Annotated in this window: 14 protein-coding genes; 9 read left to right on the top strand and 5 right to left on the bottom strand. The window is 38.3% G+C overall.

Annotated elements, in window-relative coordinates:
- Window positions 1–108: 108 nt before the first annotated feature.
- Window positions 109–687 (bottom strand): TetR/AcrR family transcriptional regulator, encoded by a 579-nt coding sequence (locus tag IX38_RS06550; RefSeq protein ID WP_034703039.1) that lies wholly within the window; start codon window positions 685–687, stop codon window positions 109–111.
- A 462-nt stretch (window positions 688–1,149) separates the two neighbouring features.
- Between IX38_RS06550 and clpB the strand changes: the two genes are divergently transcribed.
- The 7 genes from clpB (at window position 1,150) to IX38_RS06520 (ending at window position 8,307) form a co-directional block, all read left to right on the top strand.
- Window positions 1,150–3,744: an ATP-dependent chaperone ClpB gene (clpB, locus tag IX38_RS06545; protein WP_034703036.1), complete on the top strand. Its 2,595-nt coding sequence runs from the start codon at window positions 1,150–1,152 to the stop codon at window positions 3,742–3,744.
- A 147-nt stretch (window positions 3,745–3,891) separates the two neighbouring features.
- Window positions 3,892–4,068, top strand: a complete 177-nt coding sequence (locus IX38_RS22900) for a hypothetical protein (protein ID WP_165570711.1) — start codon at window positions 3,892–3,894, stop codon at window positions 4,066–4,068.
- Window positions 4,069–4,408: 340 nt separating this feature from the next.
- The gene (locus tag IX38_RS06540) at window positions 4,409–4,948 is read left to right on the top strand and encodes a hypothetical protein (protein ID WP_034703034.1); all 540 of its coding nucleotides are present in this window, start codon (window positions 4,409–4,411) and stop codon (window positions 4,946–4,948) included.
- Window positions 4,949–4,982: 34 nt separating this feature from the next.
- The gene (locus tag IX38_RS06535) at window positions 4,983–5,633 is read left to right on the top strand and encodes a hypothetical protein (protein WP_034703032.1); all 651 of its coding nucleotides are present in this window, start codon (window positions 4,983–4,985) and stop codon (window positions 5,631–5,633) included.
- Entirely contained in the window at window positions 5,612–6,397 is a 786-nt protein-coding gene (locus IX38_RS06530) for a sensor histidine kinase (RefSeq protein WP_034703030.1), read from the top strand. Before IX38_RS06535 ends, IX38_RS06530 begins: the two co-directional genes overlap by 22 nt.
- Window positions 6,394–7,035, top strand: a complete 642-nt coding sequence (locus IX38_RS06525) for a response regulator transcription factor (RefSeq protein WP_034703028.1) — start codon at window positions 6,394–6,396, stop codon at window positions 7,033–7,035. The genes IX38_RS06530 and IX38_RS06525 overlap by 4 nt, the downstream gene beginning before the upstream one ends.
- 255 nt (window positions 7,036–7,290) lie before the next feature.
- Complete coding sequence (locus IX38_RS06520) at window positions 7,291–8,307, top strand: zinc metalloprotease (RefSeq protein ID WP_034703026.1); 1,017 nt, start codon at window positions 7,291–7,293, stop codon at window positions 8,305–8,307.
- Between the two features lie 166 nt (window positions 8,308–8,473).
- Here the strand turns inward: IX38_RS06520 and IX38_RS06515 are convergent, their stop codons facing one another.
- The 3 genes from IX38_RS06515 to IX38_RS06505 all read right to left on the bottom strand — a co-directional run bounded on the left by IX38_RS06515 (window position 8,474) and on the right by IX38_RS06505 (window position 13,437).
- Entirely contained in the window at window positions 8,474–10,339 is a 1,866-nt protein-coding gene (locus IX38_RS06515; RefSeq protein WP_034703024.1) for a M1 family metallopeptidase, read from the bottom strand.
- 129 nt (window positions 10,340–10,468) lie between these two features.
- Complete coding sequence (locus IX38_RS06510) at window positions 10,469–12,841, bottom strand: outer membrane beta-barrel family protein (protein WP_034703022.1); 2,373 nt, start codon at window positions 12,839–12,841, stop codon at window positions 10,469–10,471.
- A 236-nt stretch (window positions 12,842–13,077) separates the two neighbouring features.
- Window positions 13,078–13,437, bottom strand: a complete 360-nt coding sequence (locus tag IX38_RS06505) for a GLPGLI family protein (RefSeq protein ID WP_034703020.1) — start codon at window positions 13,435–13,437, stop codon at window positions 13,078–13,080.
- A gap of 191 nt (window positions 13,438–13,628) precedes the next feature.
- Between IX38_RS06505 and IX38_RS06500 the strand changes: the two genes are divergently transcribed.
- Window positions 13,629–14,948: a sensor histidine kinase gene (locus tag IX38_RS06500; protein ID WP_034703018.1), complete on the top strand. Its 1,320-nt coding sequence runs from the start codon at window positions 13,629–13,631 to the stop codon at window positions 14,946–14,948.
- A complete protein-coding gene (locus tag IX38_RS06495; protein WP_034703016.1) occupies window positions 14,938–15,621 on the top strand; it encodes a response regulator transcription factor in 684 nt (227 codons plus the stop codon). The genes IX38_RS06500 and IX38_RS06495 overlap by 11 nt, the downstream gene beginning before the upstream one ends.
- Before the next feature lie 118 nt (window positions 15,622–15,739).
- Here the strand turns inward: IX38_RS06495 and IX38_RS06490 are convergent, their stop codons facing one another.
- Window positions 15,740–17,935 carry a M1 family metallopeptidase gene (locus tag IX38_RS06490; RefSeq protein ID WP_034703013.1) on the bottom strand — a complete coding sequence of 732 codons (2,196 nt, stop codon included), beginning with the start codon at window positions 17,933–17,935 and terminating at the stop codon, window positions 15,740–15,742.
- Window positions 17,936–17,964: the final 29 nt, after the last annotated feature.

Genomic DNA, 17,964 nt, shown 5'->3' with positions numbered 1-17,964 from the left:
ACTGATTTATATATGATGAGATTTTTAAGGAGCTAAGTTAAGGGAATATCAGAGATATTTTGTTCGGGTTTGAGCATTTTAAATCTGCCGAAATATTTTTATCAGAAATTACAGTTTCTGATTTCCTAATAGTCCGTACAGCAGCTTAGCCCTTATTTCATCAGTAATTTCAGAGGTAGATTCTGTATTTCTTTTGAACCAGAAATAAGAATTATTAAGGGTATGAAGAATGAATCTTGTCGTAAAGGCCGGTGATTTCAGTTCCCAGCTTTCTGCCTTGAAGATCTCAGAAATCAGCTGTTCTACTTCTTCCTGGTAGTTTTTCCTCAACTCCACGAACTCGGGAAGCCTTTCTTCAAGATGTCTCCATTCATTGGAATAAATATGGGTAACATCACGGTTTTGAAGAACGACGGATAAATGGCTGTCCAGAAATAAATTCAGTTTATCTTTTGGAGCAATGTCTGTACTTTTTACTTTCTGAAGCTCATCAAAAAACTCCTGTGCAATTCCAAAGCATATCCATTCCAGGATCTCTTCTTTTGAACGGATATGGGCATACAGTGACGCTGCTTTGATATTAAGCTTTGTGGCTAGGTCTCTGACCGAGCTGCCCATGTACCCTTTCTCTTTGAAAAGTTCCACAGCGACGTCTAAAATTTTCTTTTGTTTTTCTTTAAGCTCCATCTGGTAAAATGCAAAAGTAATTATTCTGAGGTTAATAAGTTAATTTAACATTATGATTTTAGGCACGGAAGCAGGAGTTTTGTTTAACCACCCCGTCAAATCTGCGATTTGCCACCTCTCCATTGGAATTCCGATTAAGTTAATATAATATAAGGAAGCCGTTAAATACTAAATTCTCCTTTATTTCAATCTTAAGGTTTTTTCGTAACCTGACGGTTTTTCCATTATTTCAAAGTGAATATCAACGAATCGGAAATTTTGTCAAGTTAATTTACCGTTAAAAATAGATAATCCGGAAATTTTGTCTATATTTTTTGTAAATTTAATAATTGAACGGTTTTTGTGGTAAGGTAATCGATTAAATGATTAAATAATTGATGGCATTAAGAAACCGGGCCTGAAAATTTGGTTTCTTGGTGTCTTTTTAAAACTGAACCAACTATTACAAAAAACATAAAAAACATGAACTTAAACCAATATACTGTAAAATCGCAGGAAGCCATCCAGGCAGCACAGCAGACTGCTATGGAATTTGGCAATCAGAGTATTGAACCGCAACATATACTTGAAGGTATTTTTCAGGTAGATGAAAATATATCGCCCTTCTTACTGAAAAAATCTGAAGCAGATGCCAATTTAGTGAGAGAGCGCAACCGTGAAAGTATTGAGAAACTTCCAAAAGTTCAGGGGGGTAATATTTATCTTTCACAATCCGCGAACAAAGTTTTGCTGGATGCGCCCAACATTGCAAAAAAAATGGGTGATGAGTATGTAACGATCGAGCATTTATGGCTTTCGTTACTGGAAACCAGTTCTGAAGCATCTAAAATACTTAAGGATATGGGCGTTACCAAAAGCCTTCTGGAAGGTGCTATTAAAGAATTGAGAAAAGGAAGCAAGGCGACTTCTGCAAGTTCAGAAGAGACTTATCAATCCTTGAATAAATATGCTAAAAACTTCAACGAATTAGCTGCGGAAGGAAAATTGGATCCTGTAATCGGGCGTGATGAAGAGATCAGAAGAGTACTGCAGATTCTTTCGAGAAGAACAAAAAACAATCCTATCCTTATCGGTGAGCCGGGTGTGGGTAAAACCGCTATTGCCGAAGGAATTGCGCACCGTATCATTTCAGGCGACATTCCTGAAAACCTGATGGATAAAACATTGTATTCGCTGGATATGGGTGCTTTGATTGCCGGAGCTAAATATAAGGGGGAATTTGAAGAGCGTCTGAAATCTGTAGTGAATGAAGTGATTAAATCAGAGGGCCAGATCATCCTTTTCATTGATGAGATCCATACTCTGGTAGGAGCCGGAGGCGGTGAAGGTGCGATGGATGCGGCCAATATTCTGAAACCCGCTTTAGCAAGAGGAGAATTAAGAGCGATCGGTGCTACTACTTTAAATGAATATCAAAAATATTTTGAAAAGGACAAAGCATTGGAAAGACGTTTCCAGAAAGTGATGGTGGAGGAACCTGATACGGAATCTGCAATTTCGATTCTCCGTGGGATTAAGGATAAATATGAAGCGCACCATAAAGTAAGGATCAAAGATGAAGCGATCATTGCTGCGGTAGAAATGTCGCAGAGATATATTTCAGACCGGTTTTTACCGGATAAAGCGATTGACCTTATTGATGAGGCTTCAGCAAAACTGAGAATGGAGATCAACTCCAAACCGGAAGAGCTTGATGTTCTGGACAGAAAACTGATGCAGCTGGAAATTGAGCTGGCCGCTATTTCAAGGGAAGGCAACCAGACCAAAATTGATCATTTGAAAGAAGATATTTCAAAAATTTCTGAGGAAAGAAATGAGATCAATGCCAAATGGCTGAAAGAAAAACAAAAATCTGAGGATTTAACATCCATCAAAAAAGATATTGAGTCTTTGAAACTGGAAGCTGAAAAAGCCTCAAGAGCAGGAGATTATGCGAAAGTAGCAGAAATCCAGTACGGAAAAATAAAGGAAAAGGAGGATGCTTTGCAGAAACTTGAACTGGAAATGCAAAATCATCAGAATGAATTAATTAAGGAGGAAGTGACTGCTGAAAATATTTCTGAAGTGATCGCAAAATGGACAGGAATTCCTGTGACCAAGCTGCTTCAGTCTGAAAGAGAAAAGTTACTGAACCTTGAAGCTGAGCTCCACCACCGCGTCGTGGGACAGGATGAGGCTATTACAGCCGTTGCAGATGCCATCAGAAGAAACAGAGCCGGATTAAGTGACGAGAAAAAGCCAATCGGATCTTTCTTATTCTTAGGAACAACCGGTGTCGGAAAAACTGAGCTCGCAAAAGCCCTGGCGGAATATTTATTTGATGATGAGAATAATATGACGAGGATCGACATGAGTGAATACCAGGAAAGACACAGCGTCTCAAGGCTGGTAGGTGCTCCTCCGGGATATGTAGGATATGATGAAGGCGGGCAGCTGACGGAAGCGGTAAGAAGAAGACCTTATTCTGTGGTGCTTTTAGATGAAATTGAAAAAGCGCATCCGGATGTTTTCAACACTTTACTGCAGGTTTTGGATGACGGACGTCTGACTGATAACAAAGGACGGATGGTCAATTTCAAAAATTCGATCATCATTATGACCTCCAATTTAGGCTCACACCTGATCCAGGAGAATTTTGAAAATATTACCGAGGAAAACCAGGATGAGATTGTAGACAAAACCAAGACTGAAGTTTTTGATCTTCTGAAACAGACCTTACGTCCCGAATTCCTGAACAGGATCGACGAAATTGTACTGTTCCAGCCTTTAAGAAAAAAAGAGATCGGGAAAATTGTTCAGTATCAGCTGAGAGGCTTTAATGAGATGTTAGCCAAAAGAAACATTATCATGACGGCTACACAGGATGCTTTAGATTACCTGATGAATAAAGGATATGACCCTTCTTTTGGGGCAAGACCTCTGAAAAGATTGATCCAGCAGGAAGTTTTAAATAAATTATCAAGAGAGATCCTTGCCGGAAAGGTAAATGACGGAGACAGAATCACTTTAGATTATTTTGAAGAAACCGGTTTGGTTTTCAGGCCGGCAGATCAGTAAGTAGTTTTTTTCATATATATTATTTTTGTAAAGTAAGTGGTGCAGCCCAATCTGCATCACTTATTTTTTTTTATTTTTTTTATCAAAATTATGTGAAATATTAGTACATTTATCATTCAATAAATTACTAACTAAAACAAAATCAGTATGAAAAAGTTAAAAAGAAGCTCATTAAAAACCATTTTGGGAGGAAAAATTGATTGCAGTTGCAACATATTCACTTACCCTGACGGCTCTACCAGCGGAACTTGTGCTACGGAACATTGTTCACAGATAAACATCAATTGCGGACAGGCTGAATGCCGTCCCAGCCTTATTGATTAACCTTTAGAATCATTGCATGAAAAAGTTAAAAAGAAATGATTTAAAGATGATCAGTGGCGGTGTGTCGGCTGTAATAACAGAGTGCGACATTGATATGAACTGTCCTCAAGGCTTATGCTGCTCGACAGGAAATATCTGCAGAGATCCAAAAAAATATCCCTGCATGTAAAAAATAAGAAACAGACAGTTAGAGTCTCCAGGTTACCCGGAGACTTTACTGTTTTATAACCTGAGGTACAATCCGTAAAAACACGGAAAATAAACAGGAAAAAACACATCCGTTTGCCAGGAAATTTTTACGAAATTTGCATGACTAACATTTTTTTATAAAACTAACATTATGACGACAAAACCTACTTCAGAGACTGAAATTCCTGGAGCCGTTCCGGATACAAATACCATTACTTCAGAACTTATCCAGAACCTGATAAGTAACTACAGAAATAACCAGATGCAGGCGGTTAATAAAGAACTGGGAATTACTGACGCGCATTCGATCTGGTTTGACCTTCCGAAACTGAAAAAATTCATTTCACGCATAGAAAATGAAGCCACAAATGCAAATCCTAACATTTCTGAGGAGGATTTAGGCATCAGGTTCTATTATGCTGCTTATCCAAAAGCGCAGGACTGGACCATGATGGAAGATTATCCGGTAGACGTGGAATATGCAGAAAGACATACTTTGGTGATGGTACCGACTTTAAAAAAAGAAGATGAAAACGGAGAAATGCTTGACTATGATTTCAGCCCTTCAAATAATACAAAATCTTTGACTATGGAATCAAAAGGTGGCGAAACACCTCTAATATATACTATTGCAGAAAACCACGGAACATTATCACCACCATCCGACCCTAAGGTTGAGCAATTCCCTTAAGTTTAATCATTAATTTATTTTTATCCAAACACACATGACCGATTTTCAGAAGATACTTCAGGAGTCCCTGATCTGGGCGGAAGGACTCGCTGCCATAATATCGCTTATTTATTACAATCGTGGGAATAAAGAGCGATATTGGAAGTATTTTTCTTTTTATCTTATCATTATGTTCCTGAGTGAGCTAATGGGAAAATGGGGGCATTTGCTGATAGAATATGATAAACCAAAGTTTTTCAACTATTTCGTAATTCCCCTTGAATTTCTTTTCTTTTACTGGCTGTATGCAGCCAAGTCATTAGGACGTCCCAAGCTGTTTTATGCTTTGTCGCTGCTGTACTTATTATCATTTTTACCCAGTGAGTTCTTCTTTACCTCTAAAAAGATCATTTTCTCCTTTAATTACACATTTGGATGTCTTATATTAATGGTACTGGTTATTATGGAATACTATAAACAGATCAACTCATCTGAAATTCTAAACTTCAGCAGGAACAAAATGTTTTATATTAATCTGGGGGTTACTTTATTTTATATCGGAACCCTGCCCTTCTGGACATTTTTCAGTCTTCTGAATGAATATAAGGAGCTTTGGAACATGTACTTTAGTTATTTTCTGATATCCGGAATTATCATGTACCTTTTATTCTCAATTTCATTCATATGGGGAAAACGGAGCTCTTAATAACCATTATTCTATTCAACATATTCTTTGTGCTGTTTATGGCTGCCGTCATGGTATACATCAGAAAATACAGGCAGCGTAAGAAAGAATATATGAATGAAATTGAGATAAAAAATGAAATTCATAAACGGGAGCTGCTGGCCACACAGCTTGAGATTCAACAGGCCACCATGCAGCACATTGGGCGGGAACTTCATGATAATATCGGCCAGAAGCTGACATTGGCAAGCCTTTATACCCAACAGCTTCTCTATGAAAACAGGGTTCCTGAGGTAAGCGAAAGGATCGATCAGGTTTCCCAGATCATTAACCAGTCGCTTCAGGATCTCAGGAGCCTTTCAAAAACACTGACTGACGATAATATAAACCAAAAGGAAATTGTAACTTTGATTCAGGAAGAGGTAGATAATACCAATACTTTCAAAAGGTGTAAAGTGACTTTTGAACACAATTTCGACCAGCTTGACCTGGGGTTTGCCCATAAAAATGTACTGCTCAGGATCACCCAGGAATTTATTCAGAACAGCATCAAACATGCAAACTGCAGGAATATCCTGATCAGCCTGAACACATCCGGGGACATCCTTTGGGAACTTAACCTTAAGGATGACGGCATTGGATTCGACAGTACGAATATAAAGTCCAACGGCATCGGCCTGACCAATATGAAAAACAGAGCCGCAATTATAGGTGCCGATTTCAGTCTTGAAAGCCGCGAGAATACAGGAACCACACTCCATATTATTTTAAAAAAACAGCCATGAAAAAAACAATAGTGATTGTTGATGACCATATACTTATTGCCAAAGCACTGGAAGGAATCATTGATAATTTCAGTGAATTTGAAGTGATCTATGTATGTGAGAACGGAAAAGACCTGATCCAAAAGCTTGAAGATAATAGGGAAATTCCCGATATCATCCTGCTGGATATCAGCATGCCGATTATGGACGGCTTTGAAACCGCAGCCTGGCTTACGCAGAACCACCCAGCCATTAAAGTGATGGCGCTCAGCATGCAGGGCGATGACAACAGTGTCATTAAAATGATTAAAAACGGGGCAAAAGGCTATTTACTGAAAAATACCCATCCGAAAGATCTGGAAACTGCATTAACGAAATTAAATTCTGATGGATTCTTTTACCCGGAATGGGCCTCAAAAATCATATTCTCCAACCTGAACAGGGATAACGAAACGGAACATACGGTAAAAATTTCGGACCGGGAAAGAGAATTTCTGAAATATACCGTTACTGAGCTCAGTTATAAGGAAATTGCAGACAGGATGTGCTGCAGCCCGAGAACCGTAGAAAGCTACCGTGACCAGCTGTGTGATAAACTGGATCTGAAAACCAGGGTGGGACTGGCAGTTTTTGCCATTAAAAACGGTTTTGCAGGCTAATTAAAGAAATTTGACTTAAAAAAATAAATCAGTTCAAACAATTCATTTAATTATTTTTTGTTAAAATGTAAATTATACAGTAAAATTTCAAACACAAAAAGTAAATATGATTAAAATTCAACAAAAGATATTTAAAACACAATAATACTCAACTAAAACCATTAAAAAGTGTCAAATATTTAAATTTTATCAAAATATTTTGCATATTAATTTTTTATAATATACATTTGGAGACCAAACCATTTATAATATATTATGAAAAAGCTATTATTCGGAGCCTTTATTCTGAGCTTCATTTCTGCGTGTAACAGCGACAATATTTCTAACCAAGAGGATATATCCCAGGATCCGGGTAGTCTTTCAGGCATTACAACATCAAAAAGAGCATGTCCTTCAGACCTCATAAGAGAAAAGGCCCTTAAAGATGATCCGGCATTAAGAGCCAGATTTGAGACCAATGAATTACAGTCTGAAAAATTTTCCAGAGACGTTATGATGGGTAAAGTACTCGCAGACGGAACTGTTGAGATTCCTGTGGTTTTTAATGTGATCTACAATACAGCCGCTCAAAACATTTCTGATGCCAGAATCGCAGAGCAGATCGCCGTACTGAATGCAGATTACGGAGCTACCAATTCTGATGTTTCCAATATACCGACAGCATTCCAGTCTTCCAAAGCAGGTGATGTGAAAATCCGGTTTAAACTGGTAGCCACCAACCGTAAGCAGAATACAAAAACAGGCTGGAAATCCAATTTAAACGAAATGAAAAAATCGACTACAGGAGGTATTAATGCTACGGATGCATCCAAAAACATGAATATCTGGGTTGTTAATTCCATACTTGATGAAAACGGACAGCCGGGAACATTGGGATACGCCTATTACCCTGAGTCTGCGGGCCTTTGGTATGACGGTCTAGTAATAGGTTACCAGTACATTGGAAAAACAGGTGCTTTCGCTCCGTTTAACCTGGGCAGAACTGTTACGCATGAAGTAGGTCACTATTTAAATTTACCTCACCTTTGGGGTTCATCCAATACAGGCTGCCAGACAGATTACTCTAATGACACTCCTGTTTCTCCGGGGCCTAATTACGGAACACCATCATATCCTTTAAGCAGGGTTTGCGGAGGGGTAAGCCGTTCTCAAATGTTTATGAATTATATGGATTATGTAGATGACAAAGCGATGTTTATGTTCTCTGCCAACCAAAAAACAAGAATGCAGGCTGTAGTTTCAGCATCGGGCCCAAGAGCGGGATTAAGATAAGACACATTCAAATTAACTTTCAATAGAAGAGTCTGAACTTTTGTTCAGGCTCTTTGTTTTAAGATCCTATCCTATCCTATCCTATCCTATCGTAGATTTTGATAAGAATTCCAGACTGCTTTTTAATGAAACAGCCTGTTTCAATTGGAACAGGCTGTTTTTGTTTTTATAATGATTTTGTGTTATTATCAGGTGTATAATCCATAAAGATATCTCCGTCCAGGGTCACAGATTTTACTTTCTTTTTGATAGGTATTGTAAGATCTGCCTGTTTCTGATTTCTTTCCCAGATCCCGGGCGAGAAATGAAGCTTTTCAGCTGATCCATCTTCGTAGTTCAGCACAGCATCGAAAGGAACTGCAAATCCGCCCACGTTATCAATATTCACGGTAAGAAGATCATTAAGCTGTGAGGCATCGGTTATTTTTAAATCAATATAATTGTTGGTATAGAACCAGTTTTGGAAGAACCAGTTCAGATTTTTCCCCGAACCTGTATTCATTGAATTAAAATAATCCCACGGCACAGGATGCTTCCCGTTCCAGTTATTCATATAGTGAAGAAGCGCTTTTTTGAACAGCTCGTCTCCCAGATAATCTTTCAGTGCCAGATAAGACAGAGACGCTTTTACATAGGAATTGTTTCCGTATCCGGCACCGCTTACCTGTGTACTCATGGTAATGACCGGCTGATCCTGTTCGGCAGAAGGATCATTGATCCATCTTTTAACACGGAAATTTTTATAAAATTCTTTTGCGGCAGCTTCACCGTTCTCATCAATCCCGATAAGATATTCCAATGTCGTCGCCCAGCCTTCGTCCATAAAAGCATACCTGGTTTCATTGATTCCCATATAAAAAGGGAAATAGGTATGGGCAATCTCGTGATCTGCGGTAAGCCTTGCATCCCGAAGATCATCCGGAATACTTGTATCATTGATCATCATTGGATATTCCATATCAGCATACCCCTGAATTGCTGTCATAACATTGTAAGGATATTCCACGCCCGGCCATTTCTTTGAAAACCAGTCCAGATTATAACACATCCAGTCTACATAGTGCTCAAAATCCTTTGCACCGGTTTTATATCCTGCCTGAACACTTGCTCTTTTTGTTTTCAGCTGAACGCTGGCAGCATCCCAGACGTAATGACTGCTCAATGCAAAGCAGAAATCTGTAATATGGCTGGCTTTGAATTTCCAGACATTCCATTTGTTTTGTTTGGTTACTTTTCCGGATCTCATTTCCTGCTCGGAAGTAATATGGATCACTTTATCGCTTTTCAGGGAAGCTTTATATCTTTTTAAATATTCGGGCTGAAGTACGGCATCAGGATTCAGAAAATCTCCGGTAGCCCATACTACAAAATTCTTCGGAGCAGAGATGGTAAAAGTATAGTCGTTAAAATCATTATAAAATTCCTGCCTGTCCGAATGAGGAAGCATATCCCAACCATTGTAATCATCATACACAGAAATTCTGGGGAAAGAATAGGCCACATAAAATGTTTCAGGATCTATCTGCCCTTCTCTTCCGCTCTGTACGGAAAGCGGATATTCCCATTCTATTTTCACCTCAGCTTTAGCTCCGGCCTTAAGTCCCCTGTTCAGTTTTACTTTTTCCACAGTTCCCCAGTCATCGCTGTTTACCATGTATTTTTCACCGTTTACGATAAAAGATTTTATGAGAAGCCCTGAGGACAGGAAATCTTTGGATACATAACCTGATCTCGGCGATTGCGGCTTATGAAGATTGTTTACAAACCTGATGGCAAGTTCCTGAAGCTCATCCTGACTGTTGTTGCTGTAAGTGATCGTTTCTTTTCCTGAGACTGTTTTGGCCGCCGCATCCACTTTGACCTCGACGTTATAAATTCCTTTATTCTGCCAATAATTCCTGCCCGGTGCGCCGGAAATATCACGGGTTCCTTTCTCATAGGCTTTTTTAATATTTCTCGGCATATACAATTCCTGTGCAGAAACCTGCTGCATGGAAACAGCTGCTACAAAGGCATAAAGAAATCGTTTCATATCTCTGATTTTAAAAATAAATGTCAAAATTAACGAAAATGTGACACAGGACATGAATTTCTTTTATAATAATGTTTTTATGGATATTAGTTTTTAGTTTTTCAGAAAGGGAGACAGATGCCTGAAGAATTACAACCTGTTCAGTTCCTCCGTCTTCTTGATGGTTTTCGCGTTCTTCACGGCTTGGTTTCCGAAATTGAATTTCAGCGAAACTGAAACACTTTGCGTATCCCGGTAATCCAGAAAATAGTTATCCTGATTGGCATATTTTGTACTGATTTTCTCTCCGGATGTTTTAAAAATATCGTTAAAGAAAAGACTGGCATCCAGTTTCTTGTTAAAGAACTTTTTATTCATTACCAGATACGCTGTTGATGAACCTGAGATCCTGAAAGTTCCCTGTATTGACGGAGAATTGTACCGGTGTCCAATTTCCAGTTTCCAGTCGGTGCTTTTGTCCAAAGTGAAACTTGTAGAAATATCCGAAGACAAATTCCAGACGTTGTTTTTATACAGAATATCATCAACCCCGACAAAATAATTTTCGTTATGCTCAAGGTTTTCAGAAACACTTAAACTCCACCAGGGTTTGATTTGAAAGTTTTTGTATACGCTCAATCCATACGCCTGTCCTTTTTCAATATTTGTATAATGATAAATCAGGCTGTTTGTGCTCGGTTCCTGATAAGAAATTTCCATTGAAGGATAAATTTCCTTTCTGTAGTAAAAATCAAGATTCCATTCTTTCCAGGTATAGGTCAAATTAAGATTATGAATAATTGTCGATTTTAGTTTAGGATCTCCCTGAAAATAGGAAAACAGGTTATAGTAAGATTTCGCAGGATTCAACCATGAATAGGATGGTCTACTGATTCGCTTCCCGTAAGATAATCCGAATTGATGATTACTCCCGGTAGTATACTGTGCATATAATGTTGGAAAAAATTTCCAGTAGCTGTTCTTATTGATCTCATAAGGTTCTGAAACCACTCCTTCCAGATCTGTTTTTTCTGCGCGAAGTCCAGCTTTAAAATTCCATTTTCCAGGGTTGTAAGCCAATGAAGAATAAAGTCCGAAATTATGTTCTTTATAATCAAAAGCATTGCTCTTGTCTCCTCTGTACTGCAATACCCCATTTTCATTATCAGAAAATTCAAGCTGGCTATCTGTCTTTACAAAACTATATTTTGCTCCGGACTCCAATTCCCATTGATCATTTTTCCATTGATAATCTGCCTGTGTGGAATACAGTTGAACATTACTTTTATTATTAGTTACAAAGTTATTTTCATTCGGAGCCTGATTTGCAAAGTTGAGAGCAGTGATTACATTCTGATATTTCCGGGCATTATTTCCTGCGAAATAATTGGTCCATGTCAGTTTACTTTTCTTACTCAATTTTCTTTCTACCTGAAAGCTTAACGAATTATTAATTGATCTCGACTGATGATCATTAATGGTTATATAATCAGATTCTACCATATTCTGACTGTTATAAATTAACGTCGGTACATGATACGTTCCAAAAGATTTCGGACTAAAAGATCCTGAATAATTAAGACTGGCATTGGTGAGACTGTCTATTTCATATTCCACATTAAAATTCAGTGTATTCTGACTTTTATTACGATCTTTTCGATTCATCGTACTCACCCACCGGGTTTTATCTTCGACATAATTGACATAATCCGTACCTTCGCGATAATAGGTTCCACTTCCCAGGTAATAGCTTGCCATCAGGGAAAGTTTATCTTTTTTATAATACTGGGAAATCCCTGCCACTCCTTTTGCATACTGAGTCTGCACATATTTGGAAGAAAGGATACCCCGATATCCTTCTATTTTATTTTTCTTCATGACAATATTCAGAACAGCACTTCCTGAGGCCTCATATTTTGCCGGTGGATTTGTAATTACTTCCACAGATTTTACCTCATCCCCCTGGGTATTTTCCAATAGGTTTTTCAACTCATCCCCGGTCAACATTACTTTCTTATCATTAATAGTCACCAAAATACTTTGACTTCCTTTAATAGCCAGCACATCATTACTTGCCGTAATACCCGGTGTTTTTTTGAGAATCTCCCAGGCATTTAGTGAGGAAATATTACTGTTTTCCACATTAAATTCCAACCTGTCTATTTTTCTTTTCACTAAGGGTTTTTGCTTGGTCATGATCACTTCCTGAATCTCCTGAACCTCCTTTTTTAAAACTATCTGTAAAAGATTCTCCTGTTTGTCAAGTTCAAGCTCTTTTTCAAATTGCATATATTCAAGATCTTTAATGACCAGTTTTACAGATTTTTCTGAAATACCTTCAAGCGTAAAATCACCACTCTCATTAGTCGTGATCTTTTTTATCAGGGCATTTTGCAAATTATAAACCTCAATAGAGACCAAAGGAAGTTTTTCGTTCTGAGTATTCACAACCGTTCCTTCAATTTTCCGTTGTTGCGAAAACATTAAAACAGGAAGGCACAAAAAAAATAAAAATTTATACATGATTCTTTTTTAAAGGCTAAATAACGTTCTGAAAATACATCATAGCATCCTCACAACTTCTGGTACAAAAATCCATATTTCCCCGTAGAATTCCGGTTAATGAAAGGTTAATGATGGGTTAATGCCCATTGTAGTCAGCTTATTCCTTCAACATAAAATGACTTGAACAGAAATCTGTTCAAGCCCGAACTACTATTTTAAATATGTTCTGAATGTTACTTTTAATAATATTGAATCTATGAAGTGGTCATTTTTATATTTCTGCCATATAACTTCTTCACATTTGTCCTATACACAAAATCTTTCTGACTGTCTTCCACATAGAGTATTAAACCCGGAAGTCCACCAAGTTGATAATGCCCTGTTAAGATTTCCACATCAGTAGTAAACCACGCTATAAGCTTTCTCCCTTCAAACATGGCAGTTGCTTTCTGAACATGATGTTCGTGAAGGCGTTTTGTTTCTGATTCAATTTTCCATTGAATATTATTCCACGACTGCTGATGGACATTTACTGATCGCTGAACCCCATCAATATCCTGAGCCCCCACCAGAGAACAAACGGACAAACCTAAAAGAACAATAATTTTTTCCACTTAGTTATTTTATTACAGCGTACAATCATAAAACCTGATATGCACATTTTCCTTTTCTTCAATTTCAATGAATAGGATAGCTTTTATCTGCGGTACAAAAATCAGCATTAAATCTAAGAATTTCGGTTAATGAAAGGTTAATGATGGGTTAATGACAGTGAGACAAAAGCTAAAGTTTTATATTTGTTACTATGATTTTGAAAAGTAAAAATCTTATTGCTCTTTTTGCAGCACTATTCCTTCTTCTGTTAGGGATACAGGCTTATTTCATGTATAAAACTTATCAGGTAAAGGAGAGGGAAATTTACAGAGACGTACATAGCAGACTCACCCGATTCACAGATAACCTTGATGATAAAGGAGGTGTGAAAAAAGTATCCGACGATTCTCTGCAGTATATTATTATACAGTTTAATAACAAAAAAATCAATAAAAAAAAGTTTTTAAGTCTTTTTGAACAGAATAGAAAAAGTACACAAGATCATTTCAGTAAGTATGTAGATCATCAGTTCAAAAATCAGGGGTACGAAGTGGCCGTCAAAATTCAGTATTTATCAATTGTTTTTCTCCCTACTAAAACCAATCTCATTGACCAGCCAATTACCCTTTTTGAAACCAAAAACAAGGTTGTAAAAGCCGGAATTACAAATACAGGAAATTGGGAAACATCCTCCAAATCAACATCCGACGACGAAAAAAAAACCATCCGAAACAACAGTTTTCAGGTGAAAAGCAAAACCGAATTTGAAATTTTAAATATTAAAAGTATTGTTTTCAGAGAATTAACCCTCCTGTTCCTGTGTTGTATTGCCCTGTTGACAAGCGTCTTAATACTCTACATCTTCACTGTTAAAAATTTAATTCAACAGCAAAAGCAGGTAGAAGTTCTGCACACTGTTGTCGATAATATCTCCCATGAATTCAAAACCCCGATAGCTACTTTAAAAATAGCATCAAAAGCTTTAAAAAAGGAATGGAATCCGGAAACGTTACCTTTGATCGAGCGGCAGATCAATCGCCTTGAAAACCTGATGGTTCAGCTGCATAAAGATGAAACTCCTGAAGAAATCCTGTCCATACAACCGGAAGACTGGAACTTTTTTGTGCAGGACCTTGCCTTCACCTATTCTGAAACAGAGTTTGAACTGACCGGCAAGGTTTCAGAGGAACTTCCTTTCGATAAAAACCTTATGGAAACCCTCATCAAAAACCTTTGTGAAAACAGTGTGAAATACGGAGCTTCTCATGTAAAAGTGAATATCAGCAACAGTTCTCAAAATCTTAAAATAGAAGTCAGCGACAACGGTTGCGGCATTGAGAAAAAGGAACTTCATCACATTTTTGAAAAATTTTACAGAATTCAGTCTAACAATATCCACAACACGAAAGGATTGGGATTAGGACTTTATTTTGTAAAAAAAATCATAACAAAATACCGTGGCAGCATAGAAGTTTCCAGCCGCCCCAAGGCCGGAACCACATTTAAAATATCCATTCCTTATGAAAACTAAAATCCTTTTGGCAGAAGACGACCCGGATTTCGGGATGATCCTGAAGCAGTATCTTGAACTGGAGGATTTTGAAGTGGCATGGTTTCAGAATCCGGAGGATATTGTGAGTCTTTTACATACAGATTTCCCGTTTCATATTGGTATTCTGGATATTATGATGCCTTCAATTGACGGCTTTTCTTTAGCAAAAATGATCTTAAAGGAGAAGAATAATTTCCCTTTGCTTTTCCTTACCGCCAAGAACCAGAAAATAGACCGTCTGATGGGCTTAAAAATAGGAGCGGACGATTATATTGCCAAGCCCTGCGATCCGGAAGAACTGGTTTTGAGAATCAGGAATATTCTTAAAAGGACACAGCCTGCTATCCCGCTGCAGATAAAGATCGGGGACTATTCTTTAGATACTGAAAAACTGCTGCTTTCCCATCCTCAGGGAAATGTACGTCTTACGGTAAGGGAACAGGAACTCCTTTTATACCTTTTGAAACACAACGGAACCATGATTAAAAGGGATGATATTCTGGATAATCTCTGGGAAACCAATGATTATTTTACCGGAAGAAGCCTTGATGTATTCATCAGCCGGCTGAGAAAATATTTTCTCAATGATCCCAAAATAAAAATCCAGTCCCTGAGAGGAATTGGATTTGAAGTTGATTTTCCGGTAACCTGATCCGGAATTAAAAATTCTGTCTTTAGGAACTTCAAACAGCACCTCCATCTTCCTTCCACCAACAAAAAACCTGAACTTCAAGTGAAGTTCAGGCCTCTCAATAGGAATAAGCTATGTTTTATTCTTTAGTAAATTTGTATTCTCTTCCACCCTGTTTAAAAACAAGATCCTTTTTGTCTTTGCTAAATACCAGTGTTATACCGGCTTCTTCAATAGTAAATTCATTATTCCCTGCATATTGAAGGGAAAATTCCTGCTGACCTGCCTTAACGTAAAATTGTCCGTTTTTATCTATAAAGATCAATTTAACGGAATCGCTCTTTGTGCCGTATGTCCCTGCAAAGTCTTTTGTATTGACCTTTTCTGCTGCTTTTGTCTGTACTGAAGGCCAGGTATTGTTTTTTGCATTCACATCAGGAATCATAGAGTCCGGATCCAGCATAACCTCATCTATCTCTTTATTTGAATCCACTTTCAACAGCCATTCCGTATTACGCTTCCAAACCTCAATCGGTATTTTTACGATCTGTTTTGTCCCGTCTTTGAATTTCACCTGAACCGTCGTTGGCATCGGCATCTGGCCAAGGTTTTCAACGGTAATCTGAGCTCCGTTTTTAAAGTCACCATTCACGTATTTCACATCTTTTACAGACTGATCAATTTTCCATTTATTGATAAACCATCCTCTCCAGAACCAGTTCAGCTCTTCTCCTGAAACATTTTCCATGGTATGGAAGAAATCCCAGGGAGTAGGATGCTTGAATGCCCATCTGTCAACATAAGTTTTGAAGGCTTTATCGAATTTTTCAGGACCTAAAATGGTCTCTCTTAAAATCTGCAGTCCCATCCCCGGTTTAAAGTAAGCCAGAGTTCCTATGCTTCTTTCCTTCATATTGTCCGGACCTACCATAATCGGCTCAAGATTATCCCCCATCATAAAACTTCCGCTTCCGGCAATATTCTTCTTCGTATAATATTCACCATTGTTAAAAGCTTTTGTAGACAATTCATTGATAAAGGTATTGAAACCTTCATCCATCCACGCAAACAGTCTCTCATTCGAGCCTACGATCATAGGAAACCAGTTATGCCCGAATTCATGATCGGTAACACCCCAAAGGTCTTCTCCCGCAGAATCCATATGGCAGAACACAATTCCCGGATACTCCATTCCACCTTCATTTCCTGCTACATTCGTTGCTGCAGGATAAGTATATTCATACCATTTCTGAGAATAATGCTCAATCGCTGCTTTTGTATATTCCGTAGATCTTCCCCAGGCTTTTTCGCCGGCACTTTCAGCTGGATAAGCCGATATAGCCACAGATTTTTTACCGCTCGGAAGATTTATTTTTGCGGCATCAAGAATAAATGCAGGCGATGAAGCCCATGCGAAATCACGGGTCTGGTCTATTTTAAATTTCCATGTTTTTGTCCCTGAAGCCTGGTTTTTCCCTATTTCAGATTCCGGGCGGATCATTACGGTTTTGTCACTGTTTCTCGCCTGCTCCCAACGGTTATTTTCTTCTTTGCTGTAAACGTCTTTATAATTCAGAAGTTCCCCGGATGCCACTACGTAATGATTGGCAGGAACTGTAATATTAGCAGAAATATGGCCGTATTCAAGATAAAATTCTGATGCCCCGATGTAAGGAAGCGTATTCCAACCCATCACATCATCATACACACACATTCTTGGGTACCATTGTGCAACCGTAAAAATCTTACCGTTTTTCGTTGTATGCACCCCCATCCTGTCGGATCCATATTCGGGGGAAACGAAAGAATATTCAATTTTGATTTTGGCAACACCGCCCTTAGCCTTCAGCTCTTTCGGAAGATCAATCTGCATCCTGGTATCAGTGATGGTATATTTCACATCTTTACCATCCAGTTTTACAGATTTAATTTTATAACCTCCGTCCAGCTCTTCACCGTGGGCTCCGTTTCTGCTGCCTGATGACGGAACTACAGCATTACCACGGGAATCTTTTGCAAATAAATTCTGATCCAGCTGCAGCCAAAGGAAACCTAATGGGTCGGGACTATTATTGGTATAGGTAATATCAGCCGTTCCTGTAATCTCATTTTTCGCTTCATTAAGGCTTACATTCAGGTCATAGTCTGCTGAATTCTGCCAGTAAGCATGGCCCGGCTGTCCGCTTGCAGAACGGGTTTCCGTCCCGGTTTGAGGATAAAAAAAAGGTTTGAATGCCTCTACATAGCTGTATTTTGGAGTATCCTGAGCCAAAGCAGATCCTGAAAACAGGAAGATGGCTGCTGCTGCAATAAGACTTGGAAGTTTATAATTCATTTGGAATAATTTATACTATTTCTCTGATA

It is taken from the genome of Chryseobacterium luteum, assembly GCF_000737785.1.
Lineage (GTDB): Bacteria > Bacteroidota > Bacteroidia > Flavobacteriales > Weeksellaceae > Chryseobacterium > Chryseobacterium luteum.
This window is presented reverse-complemented; position numbering and strand designations above follow the sequence as displayed.